The sequence below is a fragment of the Pigmentiphaga litoralis genome, assembly GCF_048632615.1.
GTDB classification, from domain to species: domain Bacteria; phylum Pseudomonadota; class Gammaproteobacteria; order Burkholderiales; family Burkholderiaceae_B; genus Pigmentiphaga; species Pigmentiphaga litoralis_B.
This window is the reverse complement of the sequence record NZ_CP184479.1, coordinates 2,522,335-2,534,572: the sequence shown is the minus strand read 5'-3', so window position 1 is coordinate 2,534,572 and position 12,238 is coordinate 2,522,335. Positions and strand designations below refer to the sequence as shown.

Below are 12,238 nucleotides of genomic sequence, written 5' to 3'. Positions count from 1 at the left end.
GCATCAGGAACTGAAGCATGGACACGGCGCGGTGTGCAGTGGAGCGCGACGTCGCAACGACCCGCGCATTCGTGGATCTTCGCAACCATCATGCGGGCGCAACGATCCTGGTGTGCGGTTGCGGCGAGTCGCTCACGCGGCTGACGCAAGCGCAAGGCATCATCACCATTGGCGTGAATGACGTCGGCCGCTGGTTCACCCCCGACTACCTGGTCGTGCTCAATACCCGGCGGCAATTCACCGCCGATCGGTATGCCTACATCGACGCATCGCGCGCCGGGACGCTGGTCACGCAGCTGGACCCCGCGGGTTTCGCCCATCCCGACGTCGTGCAGTTCCGGCTGGGGCGGCGGGGCGGTACCGAGCTAAGCGACGACGACACGATGGCGTATTCCAATACCTCGCCCTATGTGGCCATCCAGCTTGCGCGGCACCTGGGCGCCCGCCGCATCGGCCTGCTGGGGGTGGATTTCGGTGACCGGCATTTTTCGGGCAGACGGGTCCGCATGCGCTGGCCGGGCAACTGACGTGGATTGACGCGGAATACGGCGCACTGGCCGCGGCCTGCCAGGCCGACGGCGTCGAGCTGGTCAACCTGAGTCCGGTCAGCCGCCTGCGGTCGGTACCGATGGCGGATTTGCCGGCGTGGATGCGGGAAAGCGTGGCCGCTGGCACTGCCAAGGTCGCTGGCACTGCCAACGTCGCCGCCACTGCCAACGTCGCCGCCACGCCACCCGCGACATCCGCCGGTCCCGCCAGTATTGCCGTCAAAGCCTGGCAACGCCGCGCCCCGCCGCGCGTGTTCTTCGTGCACTACCGTTTCCTGTCCTGCGGCACGGTGTTCGACACCGGTTTGCGCGAAGCGGCCGACCGCCTTGGAATTCCTGCCGCCCATGCCGACTGGGACGCGCCGGATCTCGATGCGCGGATCGCGGCGTTTCGCCCGGATCTGCTGTTCGTCGTGCACGGACGCCGCTTCGTCAAACGGTGGGGCACCCGATTTGCGGGCCTGCGGTCGGCGGTGTGGCTGGTGGATGAACCGTATGAAGTGGATGACACCGCGCGCTGGTCCGGCCATTTCGATGTCGTGTTCGTGAACGATCCGGCCACGGTGCCGCGGCATCGCAATGCGCATGCGCTGGAAGTGGCGTACGCCCCGGCGCTGCACTACCCCGGCGCCGCTGACCGTTCGCGTGGCGTGGGCTTCATCGGCGGTGGCAACCCGTCGCGCGAACGCATGCTGGGGGCCCTCGCGGACCGCGGACTGCTCGACTATGTGGTGGGCGGCCCCTGGCGCGACCCGCGCGTGGCCGCGCGTTGCCTGTCGGCCAACGTGTCCCCGGCCGACGCGGCAGCCCTGTATCGCGACACCCGGATCGTGATCAATGTGTTCCGCGACAGGCACCATTACAACCGCGACGCCCTGCCAGGGCAGGCGGCCAACCCTCGCGTCTTCGAAGCATTGGCCTGTGGCGCGGCGGTGGTCAGCGAGCCGCGGCCGGGGCTCAGCACCCTGCTGCCCGAGCTGCCTACCTTTCAAACCGAAGCGCAGGCCATTTCCTTGATCCAGCGCCTGCTTGCGGACGGCGCCGCGCGCCTGCGGGTGCAGCAGGCCTGCGCCGCGCGGATACGCCAGGCGCGTTACGAGGACAGGCTGGCGTCTGCGCTTGCCATTGCGGTGGGATGGCCGGGCGAGCTGGCTGAGCCCGGTGTGGCATCGACATCGGGCACCGGCACCGTTGCGCCTCGCGGGCTCACACGCCGCACCGACACACGTCCCACCGACACAGGCCCTGAGCATTCACCCCGCGGCCATGCAGTGGCCGGCATCGCGCTGTCCGCCCATCCGCGAGGCGTGATGGCCGTCGATGCCGACTGGGACAGCACCGGACCGGTCGTGCATCCCGCCGATGACGGCATGTTCGTCATCGATCCCGGGGCGCAGCGAGGGCCCGCCCTGGAGCGCGGGCTGGTCAGCCGCCTGCGCTTCGACGATGTCGACCTCTCGTTCGAGGCCCGCCTGGCGCCGGGCGCCTGCCTGCTCGCCAAGGTCCATCAGCAGCATCGTATCGACCAATCCACCAATTCCTACCACCTGCTGATGAGCGGCCGCCGCGCATACGTGGCGCGGCACGACCACGTCTTCAAGCACATCGACCCACCCGGGCAGGAATGGACGGCATGGCGCCTTGCCGCCGCGAACGGGGTTCTGACGGTCTATCGCGATGGCAAGCTGCTGCACCGCGTGCGCGACACCGTGCTGCCGGGCGGCTATGCCTTTCTGGGCGCGATGGGCGGCGTCGTCCACCTGCGCGCAGTGCAGCTCACGCCAACCGGTCCCGCGCCCGAGCGCCGCCGTGCGCACGCGCTGGTGGAGGTACGATCGCCGCGGCCCCGGCTGTCCATCGTCACCACGGTGTACGACCGGGTCGACTGCCTGCGCCGCTGCATCGCATCGGTGCAAGGTCTCGACTTCGCCGATTACGAGCACCTGATCGTCGCCGACCATCCGCCCGCCGATGTCGTTGCCACCATCCACCGGATCGTTGACGAAATCAACGATCCGCGACTGGGCTTCTACAACCTGGCCGAGCGTCACAATGACTGGGGCATTGCTCCCGCCGCGGCCGGCCTGCAGCGTGCCCGCGGCGACTATCTGGCTTTTCTGTCGGACGACAACGGCTATACGCCCGATCACTTCGATCCGCTGATCCACGCGCTGCAACGCGACACCGCCCTGGGTTTCGTGTATTGCTCATGCCGCTATGACGGCCGCCTGGTGCTGAATCACCCGGTGCCGCGGCCCGGGCGCATCGACCTGGGGCAGCCCCTGTTCCGGCGCGAACTGTTCGACGTGCATCTGAACAATGACCTGCCTTTCGACATGATGGCGTGGGACTGGCACCTGGTGGACATGCTGATGCGGCGCGGTGTGCGATGGAAACACGTCGACCGGCCCAGCTTCCTGTTTCGCCTTGCGCAATATCCGGAGCTGTGGGCCTCATGATTTCGTATTGCGTGGCCTGCTACCGGCCCACCTACGCGCGCCTGCTGTTGCAGGAACTGGTGCGCAAGACGACGGCGCCGTACGAGATCCTGCTGTGGCTCAACGTCGATGACGCCGGCCTGGAGGCCGACATCGCCGCTGCGATCGCGCAGGGCGCGCCCCTGACCGTGGTCGGCCGCACGCCCCACAACATCGGCATGACGGCCTATGCCGAACTGTTCCGCGCGTCACGCTATCCGCTCATCGCGCAGATCGACGATGACGTGGTGTGCATTTCCCGGGGATTGGCCGAACGGGCCGCGCAGGTGTTCAAGCGCTTCCCGCAGGTGCGTCAGGTGGTGGCCGATGTCTGGCAGGACGAATACACGACCGGCGCCCGCCCGCCGCTTGCGCAGTACCGCGTCTACGATGCCGCGGAGCGCCTGTATGAAGGTCCGGTGGATGGCTGGTTTTCGGTGTATCACCGGGGGATCCTGCCGATGCTGACCCGTCTGCCCATCACGGCGTACTACCCGATAGGCGCGACGATCTGCGGCGCCCTGTTGCAGCGGGGCTTCAAGGGCGTGCTCGACCTGGGCGGGATGAAGGTGTTCCATGTCATCGGCCCGGACTACGCGCGGGCCTTCGGCATGCTGGACCAGGAGATCGCCAAATACCGGCGGCTGAACCGGCAGGACATCGTGGATTGGTATGAGGCATCGGCTGCGAAAGACGGTCAGGCCATGGCCGCGCGGGTGGAGCAGGTCCGCAGCGCCTTCGCCTGAGCCGCGCCGGCGTGGTCGGATCAAGGGCGGCATCGCCATTGCATCGGCGGACAGTCCGGGCGACGTCCGCCCACGGTCCGGCTTCGCGCGGCGCTGTTACTTCGGCTTGCGCGCCTGATCGATGTGCTCGCACAGTGTGCGCGTTTCTTCGATCATGCGCGGCCCGGGCCGATGCATGCGGTCGGCATCGGCCACGAACAGGTGCCCGCGCGCCGCGGCGGTCAGCCCCGGCGCAAAGGCCTTCCATTGCGCCAGCGCGGCGTCGCCTGCGCCAGATCCCGTCTGTGCATCCTGCGATGCGCCCACCACGATCACTTGCGGGTTGGCGAGCAGTACACCCTCGACACTGACCATGGGCGCGGCGGCCGGCAGGGTGCCGAACACGTTGTCGGCGCCGCACACCCGCAAGGCGTCGCCGATGATGCTCCGGTTGTTGAGCGTGTAGATCGGTTGCCCGCTCAACTGGTAGAAGGTGCGCACGGGCGTTTGCCTGGCGTACGCCGCTGTCAGGGAGTGCAGTTGCTCCCGCAGTTGCGCGGCACGGGGTGCCGCTACCGAACCCGTCCCGGCCAGGCGGCCGAATCGTTCCAGCGTATCCGGTATGTCGGCCAGCACTGCCGGCCGACTGTAGAACACGGCAATGCCCAGGCTATCGAGCAGGGCCATGGGCAGCTTGCCGGCGGTCGACCCCGAAGCGGCATAGTCCCAGGCCACGATCAGATCGGGCTTGAGCGCCAACACGCGTTCGATGTCCAGGTTCAAGGGATTGCCCACCTGGGCCAGCCGCTTCACGTCAGGCGGGTAGTTGCTGTTCTGATCGACACCCACCAGCCGGTCGCCTGCGCCCGCCGCGACCATCAACTCGGTCGCGTGCGGAGACAGCGTGACGATGCGGCGGGCGGGCGCGGTCAGCCGGACGTCGCGCCCCGTGTCGTCGCGCACGGCGGCGGTCTGGCCCCCACTGCCGCGGCCAGCGTCACGACAAGCGTCACAGGCAGCGACATGGCAAAGACCGGTCTTATGGCCGGTACACCAGATTCACGAACACGTTGGATCCCGGCGTCGCATAGCCGCGCGCCAGTTCGTAGTCCTTGTCCGTGACGTTGTTCCAGCGGACCTGCACCTGCGCCTGACGCGTGATGTCATACGAAGCGGTCAGGTTCAGCAAGCTGTAGCCGCCAAGCCGGGTCGTCTCGTTCGCGCCGAACGCACCGATGCTCGCGTTGTACGACGTGTCGCTGCGCTTGCCGCTCAGCACCCACTCCGCACCCACGCGCCAGGCGCCCAGCTGGTGGTCGCCCGCCAGCTTCAGCACCTGCCGCGCGCGGCGCGTCAGTTGCTCGCCGGTGTTGTTGTCCTTCGGATCGACGATGTCGATGCTGCCGCGGACCGAGGTCGCGCCGAACTGCTGCGCGGCTGTCAAGGTGATGCCCTTCAGCGTGGCGTCCTTGTTCACCACCGTGGCGCGGCCCTGATACTGGATCAGGTTGTCGACCTTGTTGTGATACGCAATCAGGCTGCCCGTGGCGCCGCCCTGGCGATAGCGCACGCCGGCTTCGTAGTTCTTGGACTTTTCCGGCTGCAGGTTCGGGTTGCTGAAGCCGGGGTAGTACAGATCATTGAAGGTCGGCAGACGAAAGCCGGTGTTCGCGGCGGCCGTCAGCTGCCAGGCCGGCGTCAGATCGAAGCCGTACGACAGGCCGCCCGTCGTGCGATTGCCATAGCTCGACACGCGGTCGTAGCGCAGGTTGGCCTGCACATGATGGACACCCAGGTCGGCGCGATAGATGGCCAGCGCCGAGTTGGTGTTGCGGCTCGTGGCGTTGAAGCGCGTGTCGCTGTCGACGTCTTCCTCGCGGCGCTCGGCTGCCAGCGACAGTTCCTGCCCCGGCGCGATGGCCAGGTCGTTCTGCCAGGAGAACTGCGTCTGGCGCGTGCGGAACTGCGCGCGTCCGGTGACTCCGAAAGCGGGGAAGGGCTCGGACAGGCTGACGTTGTCGTCCACCGTCTTCACGGCGCGCAGGCGGCTGGTCCACAGGCTGTTGATGCGGTTGTTGCTGGCCAGGCCCAGCGATTCGATCTTCTGGATCGCGCGCTGGTCGAAGCCGGCGCCGCCGTCGTATTGGCCGTTCAGCCGCGACTGGAAGAACGACGCTTCCAGTTCCTGCCCTTCGGCCCACATCATGCCCAGCCGGCCCGATGCGGTATCCAGCTTGTAGCCGTCACGGTCGGGGTTGTAGAGGCCGCCTGGCTCGCTCGGCTTGGCGGCGCTATAGCCGTCGCTGCGCGCGTGGCCCAGGGACAGCGCATAGTTCCACATGCCCTGGCTGCCCGTCAGGCCGATATCGGCCTTCTGCGTGTTCCAGCTGCCATAGCCGACCGATCCGGTCAGGGCCAGCGCGGTGCCGGCACTGCCGCGGCGCGTAATGATGTTGATCACACCACCAATCGCGTCGGCGCCGTACAGGCTGCTGGCCGGGCCGCGCAGGATTTCGATGCGTTCGATCTGCGACAGCGGAATGGCGTTGATGCCGGCGCCGCCCGCGGTGGACGACCCCACGCGGGCGCCGTCGATCAGGAACACGGTCTGTGCGCTGTTCGCGCCGCGGATGAAGACGCTGGTGACGGTCTGCGGTCCGCCATTGGTCGCGACGTCGATACCGTGCTCGCGTTGCAGCAGGTCAGCCAGGCTGCTCTGGCCGGCACGCGCAATGGTGTCGGCGTCGATGACGGTCACGTCGCCCAGCGCCGCCGATAGCGGCTGCGGCGCGCGGGCCGCGGTCACGGTGATCGGATCGAGCTGGGTGGCGCTGGTCTGCGCGGAAGGGGACACTTGGGCCAGGGCCGGTGCGGAAACGAGCACGGCGCCGGCGACACCGCTAAGGTGCCGAAGGGTAAAGGAAGACATGGAAAGCCTGTTGCCTGGGATGGACGTGCGACCCCGCACGTCATGCAATCAGGGAAGCGCGGCAAGGGGACAGCGCCTCCCCAGGATACGGTCTGGTGAACCGCAGAGCCGGCCGGTATCCGGGCTGGCATTCATGACCACACCCCCTTCCCATGACCTGCGCCACCGGGGTGCGGTAGGGGCCATCACAGTGGGATTGGCGTGGTGTGTCCTGGACCGGCGTGACCGGTCATGGACGAATGCTTACCGTTGCGGGGGCAGCACAGGTTAAGGCCAGCAAGTGGTCTTCCCTGTTTCCCGTTTACCTTGGGTGCAACCAAGCACCGACTCGGCGCGTACTCTAGCATGCAGCCCCGGGCAGGCTGCCGAAGAATGTCGGACCTGTTGCGTTGCTGCCGCAGCAGGCCGCAGGCCTCATCACGAGGTGTAGTCCCCGTGTGCTTCGGGCTGGAACACGATCTCGACCACATCCAGCGCGTGTTCGGCGCCATCGGGCGCAACCCAGCTGACGCGGCCCGGCGCGCGGCTGCCCAGCAGGCTCGCACCGATCGGCGACAGCACGGACACATTGCCCTTGCTGGCGTCCGCTTCCTTCGGATAGCACAGGGTCAGGGTGCGGACGTCGCCTCCGTTCGTGTCCTGCACGCGCACCTGGGTGTGCATGGTGATGACATCACCGGAAATGGTGTTCGACGGGACCTGGTCGGCCTGGTCGAGCGCTTCTTCCAGACGTTCGATGGCGGGAGATACGTCGCCCAGCGACGCGATCAGCGAATTGAGCCGCACGTAGTCGAGCTCGGTGACGGTAATGAATGTAGGCGTGACAACTTGAGTAGCGGTAGGCGACATGCCGGTTCCTGGGGAAAGCAGTGGCTCGGAGATGTGCCCGGCGATCCGTCAAGACATGAGCAGGAGGGGAAAGGAAGATCGCCGGGCTTAGCGGTCGAAGACCGGAATGAGCAGACAGCCGCGCGCGGCACGGCGCACGGGCTGGCCGGTGCGGCGTGTCAGTGCGGGAAGATTCAGAGCGAGAAGACGCGCCAGGGCGGCGCGCAACGTCGTGTGCATGGGGGTCAGGATAGCCCAATGCCGGCCAGGGCTTCAACCGGGGTGGGCGGGTCCAGGGTCGCCAGCCACTCATCCAGGTCGGCGTACACGGGCGCCGCCAGCTCGGGTGACTCGTGCAGTACCTCGTGAAACGCCTGATGGTACCAGCGCAGCGCGAGCTTGCCTGGCGCGGCGGCATCGGCAAACCGGCGGCTGCCGGCCGGGTCGACGACCGAATCCTCGCCCGCCACCAGCATCAGCGTGCGGCAGGGCAGGGCCGATGCCTGCGTGATGGCCGCGTCCCCGGCCGCGATCACGAACCGGACCAGCCGCGCCGTCACCCGGTCGTGCACCAGCGGATCGTTGCGATACGCATCGACCACGGCCTGCTCGTGCGACAGCCGGGCGGCATCGATACCGTTCCCGACGCGCAGGTCGGGCGCCAGGTTGCCAATGGTGCGCAGCATCAGCCGCTGGACCGCCGTAGGCTTGAACGCAAACGCAGGCGACACCAGCACCATGGCGGCCAGCTCGACATTTCCGCGCAGCGCCACCCGCGCAGCGACCAGGCCACCCAGGCTGACGCCGATCAACAAGGGCGGTGCGCCGGTTTCCCGCGAGTATTCCGACAGCCGGTGTTCGGCATCGAGGACCAGATCGTCGGCGTCTCGCAGCGCGCCACGCTTGCCGCTCGACTTGCCATGCCCGCGATGGTCATGCGCAGCCAGTTGCCAGCCGCGCTCGCCCAGCCACTGAGCCAGCGCGTCATACCGTCCGGCATGCTCGCCCAGGCCGTGCAACAGGTACGCCGGACGGCCCTCAGGCGCGGCGCCCTCGGGCATCGCCCATCGGTGGCCGGCCAGCTGGGTGCCGTCCGAGGCGGTGGTCATGGAAATCAGCGACAATTGACGTGTCCGTGTCGGGGGTTGCGAAACGCGGATTGTCGCCCACCTTGGGCGCCCCTTCGGTCCCGAGTCATGTAACTGGTTGTAGCCATCGTCGGCTTATTTCGCCTTTTATCGGCTAACTGCGACCATTCCGCCCTCGCCCGACCCTGTAGCCACCACTGGCCCTCATTCACTTACGGAAAACTGCCGACCATGCGCATGCTGCCCCGCCTGTTCGTCTCGATGTCGCTCGCCTTGTCCCTGGTCGCACTGACGGCCTGCTCGCCCAAGTATGACTGGCGCGAAATGCCCGCGGCCGATTCGGCGGTCAAGGTCACCTATCCCGCCCGGCCGCAGGCCGACACGCGCGACGTCAACGTGGCCGGCTACACGCTGCCCCTGACCTTCACGATCGCGCAGGTCGACGCGTCGGTGTTTGCCGTCGGCCATGCCAAGCTGCCCGATGCGGTGCTGAACGATCCGGCCGAGATGGCCAAGGTGGCCGATGCGTTCGAAGAAGTCCTGCGCGCCAACCTGCGTGGCACGCTGCGCCAGCGGCAAGAGGTCACCCTCAAGCAATCGGCCGCCGATACCCGCAAGCTGTTCCGCGCGGTCGAAGTCGAGGTACACGGCGCCGTCGCGAACTCGCCGTCATGGCTGCTGGGGCGCGTCTATGTGCTGGGCAACAGCTTGATCGAGATCGTCGCGCTCGGGCCCGAGGCGGAACTAACGCCGGATGTGGCCAGGCAGTTCGTCGAGTCGGTCAAGGCGGAATGATGCCGGGACCCTGCGGGACCTTGCGGCAGTCGCAGTCGCAGACGCGGCGTGCGCGTGGCAGGCCGTCGTGATGACAGAGGCGAAAGGACTGCCCGAGGTCATGATGACGACGGACGCGGCAGCCACGGAGGACGTCACGACGCTGTCCTGCCGGCCGGGCTGCGGCGCCTGTTGCACGGCGCCGTCGATCTCCAGCGCCATTCCCGGCATGCCCGACGGCAAGCCCGCGGGCGTGCCCTGTATCCAGCTGATGCCCGATCTGCGTTGCGCAATTTTTGGCGACCCGCGCCGGCCGGCTGTGTGCGGCGGGCTGCAACCCTCGGCAGAGATGTGCGGGCCGGACCGTGGCCACGCGATCCGGTGGCTGACGGAATTGGAGGCGGCTACCGCGCCGGCGGCGCTTCCGCCGCGGCCACCGGCAGGTCGTGCTCCAGCCAGGGCTTCATGATCCGGTACAGCGGGCCGACGGACAGCACCATGACCAGCACCCGCGTGACGTGGAACACCGTCACGACCGGCACGCCAAAATGCAGCACCTGCGCGGTCAGACTCATTTCGGCGATCCCGCCGGGCGCAGTGGCCAGCACGGCGGTCGGCGCGGGAATGCCGCTCAGCAGCGACAGCACATAGCCGAACGCGGCCATGACGCCCATCAGCAGCAGCACCGACACAGCCACGCCCGCCATGTAGCGTGGCGCGGTGTGAATGAATTTCTTGGTGAAACGAATCCCCAGCGCGCAACCGATGAACAGCTGCGCCACGTTGACGATCCAGCGCGGCAGCGTCGTCCAGTCCACGCCCGCCGCAGTCAGCGCGATGGTGAACAGCAGCGGGCCGATCACCCATGCATTCGGGATCTTGTATCGGTTCAGGAACCAGCCCACCAGCGCGGTCAGTCCACCCAGCTTGATCAGCCCGAGCAGGTCGAAGTGCCCCAGGCCCGGCGTGTATGGGTCCGTCCCATGCACGTCGCTCAGCCGGAAAATGGTTGGGATGATCAACACAACCATCAGTATGCGGAGCGAATGCGCTGCGGCCACCAGGTCCACCCGGCCGCCGTTGCGCTCGGCCTGCACCGCCATTTCCGACGACCCGCCGATCGCCACCGCGAAGAACGCCGTCTTGGAATCCACGCCAGTCATACGCTGCAGCAGCCGCCCGCCGCCGATGCCGGCGGCCATGGCGAACAGCACGCTGACGATGACCCACGGCAGATAATGCGCCAGCTGCGCATTGATGGCCGGGGTGAAGTACAAGCCCAGCGATGTGCCGATGATCCACTGGCCGGCCGCGCGGAACGGCACGGGGAATTGCAGCGGCGTGTCCGCCATCTTGAGCGCGGCGACCACCAGCAACGGGCCGATCATCCAGGGAAGCGGGGTCTTGAGCCAGACGCAGACTTCGGCGCCGATCAGGCCCGCGACAAGGGTCGCGGCAACGCGCGACGCGGATTTCAGATGATTCACTACACGATCTCTAAGAAAAAACCGCCGCCGGAAACCCGGCGGCGATGCACTGCGGCGATGCACTGCGACGCCGCGCAACTGCTGCGGCGTGCGCCAGCATCAGCCGTGCTTGCGCGACACGGCGCGGGCGATGCCCAGCAACATGCGGTCCGCATACCGGCGTGATACGAACTGCAGCCCGACCGGCATGCCATTCGGCCCACGGTGCAGCGGCAGGGTGACCGCCGGAATATTCAGCGCGGTCCAAAGCGTCGAAAACGACGCATTGCCAGTGGACGTCAGGCCCACGGGCGCTTCCCCGCCACGGCGGGCGTCAGCAGGACATCATAGTCCTTGAAGACATCGTCGAGCAGGGCCGCGCAGCGGCGCAAGGTCTCGCGCGATTCCCCGTACAGCTCGAAGGTGCAGTCCATCCCATCCTGAATCCGGCCGCCGCGCAGCGCGCTGCTGATGCGCTCCCAATGATGATCGATCTCGAACGTCCGGTTGCGCACGAACTCGAAGCTCGACACCCAGCGATGCGCTTCCTGCACCTCGTCCAGCGCGGCAGGCAGGGTCACCTCGCTCACGGCGGCGCCATCAGCGGCCAGCGTCTGCGCAAAGCCTTCCAGGAAGGCCTTGGTATCGTCGTCGCACTCATTCCAGAAGCCGGTGCGGGCGAAGCCGATGCGCGCTTCATTCATCGTGACTTCCGGCAGGGCCGCTGGCGGCGTGCCGATCAGGACGTTGCGGAACAAGTTGATGTCCTCAACCGATCGGGCAATCAGGCCCACCGTGTCGAACGACGCAGCAGCCTCCATCACGCCAAAGGTACGGATGTCGCCACGGCTCGGCACGTACCCGACGCAGCCACAGAAAGACGCGGGGCGGATGGTCGACGCGGTGGTCTGCGTGCCGACGGCCAGCGGCACCATGGATGCGCCCACCGCAGCGCCCGATCCGCTGGAGGATCCGCCCGGGGTCCGGGCAGCATCATGCGGATTGCGCGACTTGCCGGGAAAACGATTGGCGAATTCGGTGGTGACCGTCTTGCCCATGATGATCCCGCCCGCGCGGCGCGTCAGGGCAGTACACGCGGCGTCGATGGTCGGCCGCCGGCCCGCATGGATGGGCGTGCCCAGCGCGGTCGGCATGTCGGCCGTATCGATGATGTCTTTCAACCCCACCGGCACGCCTTGCAACGGCCCCTTGCCGCCTGCGCGATCAAGCGCAAAGGCCTGCTCGAGCACGAGGCCGGGATCGAGATACTCCCAGGCCTGGACGTCGGCTTCACGGGCTTCGATGTGCAACAGGCACGCCTCTGCAACGGCGACCGCGGTGGTTCGTCCGCCATGGATGGCCTGAACGATTTCGGTGGCCGTCAGTTCATGTAGATGGGTCAT

The 12,238-nt window shown here is 67.3% G+C and carries 13 protein-coding genes and 1 riboswitch; of the genes, 5 read left to right on the top strand and 8 right to left on the bottom strand.

Annotation, left to right across the window (positions count from 1 at the left end):
- The first annotated feature begins 17 nt into the window (after window positions 1-17).
- The 3 genes from ACNANG_RS11330 to ACNANG_RS11320 all read left to right on the top strand — a co-directional run bounded on the left by ACNANG_RS11330 (window position 18) and on the right by ACNANG_RS11320 (window position 3,771).
- Window positions 18-527 carry a hypothetical protein gene (locus ACNANG_RS11330; RefSeq protein ID WP_420227248.1) on the top strand — a complete coding sequence of 170 codons (510 nt, stop codon included), beginning with the start codon at window positions 18-20 and terminating at the stop codon, window positions 525-527.
- Window positions 528-661: 134 nt separating this feature from the next.
- Window positions 662-3,007 (top strand): glycosyltransferase family protein, encoded by a 2,346-nt coding sequence (locus ACNANG_RS11325; RefSeq protein WP_420227247.1) that lies wholly within the window; start codon window positions 662-664, stop codon window positions 3,005-3,007.
- The gene (locus ACNANG_RS11320) at window positions 3,004-3,771 is read left to right on the top strand and encodes a glycosyltransferase family 2 protein (RefSeq protein WP_420227246.1); all 768 of its coding nucleotides are present in this window, start codon (window positions 3,004-3,006) and stop codon (window positions 3,769-3,771) included. The genes ACNANG_RS11325 and ACNANG_RS11320 overlap by 4 nt, the downstream gene beginning before the upstream one ends.
- A 96-nt stretch (window positions 3,772-3,867) precedes the next feature.
- On the opposite strand, the gene ACNANG_RS11315 is transcribed toward ACNANG_RS11320, so the two are convergent.
- From ACNANG_RS11315 to ACNANG_RS11295, 5 genes are all read right to left on the bottom strand, one after another.
- Window positions 3,868-4,713, bottom strand: coding sequence for a cobalamin-binding protein (locus ACNANG_RS11315; RefSeq protein WP_420227245.1), 846 nt, complete (start codon window positions 4,711-4,713; stop codon window positions 3,868-3,870).
- A gap of 76 nt (window positions 4,714-4,789) precedes the next feature.
- Window positions 4,790-6,679 (bottom strand): TonB-dependent receptor domain-containing protein, encoded by a 1,890-nt coding sequence (locus tag ACNANG_RS11310; protein WP_420227244.1) that lies wholly within the window; start codon window positions 6,677-6,679, stop codon window positions 4,790-4,792.
- A 92-nt stretch (window positions 6,680-6,771) separates the two neighbouring features.
- Window positions 6,772-7,022, bottom strand: a riboswitch (cobalamin riboswitch).
- A 74-nt stretch (window positions 7,023-7,096) separates the two neighbouring features.
- Window positions 7,097-7,528 carry a nucleoside diphosphate kinase regulator gene (gene rnk / locus ACNANG_RS11305; protein ID WP_420227243.1) on the bottom strand — a complete coding sequence of 144 codons (432 nt, stop codon included), beginning with the start codon at window positions 7,526-7,528 and terminating at the stop codon, window positions 7,097-7,099.
- A gap of 87 nt (window positions 7,529-7,615) precedes the next feature.
- Window positions 7,616-7,747 (bottom strand): hypothetical protein, encoded by a 132-nt coding sequence (locus tag ACNANG_RS11300; protein WP_420227242.1) that lies wholly within the window; start codon window positions 7,745-7,747, stop codon window positions 7,616-7,618.
- Window positions 7,748-7,752: 5 nt separating this feature from the next.
- The gene (locus tag ACNANG_RS11295; protein WP_420227241.1) at window positions 7,753-8,631 is read right to left on the bottom strand and encodes a lysophospholipase; all 879 of its coding nucleotides are present in this window, start codon (window positions 8,629-8,631) and stop codon (window positions 7,753-7,755) included.
- A 195-nt stretch (window positions 8,632-8,826) separates the two neighbouring features.
- Here ACNANG_RS11295 and ACNANG_RS11290 point away from each other — a divergent pair, with 195 nt between their 5' ends.
- Window positions 8,827-9,390 carry a hypothetical protein gene (locus ACNANG_RS11290; RefSeq protein ID WP_420227240.1) on the top strand — a complete coding sequence of 188 codons (564 nt, stop codon included), beginning with the start codon at window positions 8,827-8,829 and terminating at the stop codon, window positions 9,388-9,390.
- A 103-nt stretch (window positions 9,391-9,493) separates the two neighbouring features.
- A complete protein-coding gene (locus tag ACNANG_RS11285; protein WP_420227520.1) occupies window positions 9,494-9,838 on the top strand; it encodes a YkgJ family cysteine cluster protein in 345 nt (114 codons plus the stop codon).
- Here ACNANG_RS11285 and ACNANG_RS11280 read toward each other — a convergent pair.
- From ACNANG_RS11280 to ACNANG_RS11270, 3 genes are all read right to left on the bottom strand, one after another.
- Window positions 9,774-10,856 (bottom strand): AbrB family transcriptional regulator, encoded by a 1,083-nt coding sequence (locus ACNANG_RS11280; protein WP_420227239.1) that lies wholly within the window; start codon window positions 10,854-10,856, stop codon window positions 9,774-9,776. The genes ACNANG_RS11285 and ACNANG_RS11280 overlap by 65 nt on opposite strands.
- Window positions 10,857-10,955: 99 nt before the next feature.
- A complete protein-coding gene (locus ACNANG_RS11275) occupies window positions 10,956-11,144 on the bottom strand; it encodes a hypothetical protein (RefSeq protein WP_420227238.1) in 189 nt (62 codons plus the stop codon).
- Window positions 11,135-12,238, bottom strand: coding sequence for an amidase (locus tag ACNANG_RS11270; protein WP_420227237.1), 1,104 nt, complete (start codon window positions 12,236-12,238; stop codon window positions 11,135-11,137). Before ACNANG_RS11270 ends, ACNANG_RS11275 begins: the two co-directional genes overlap by 10 nt.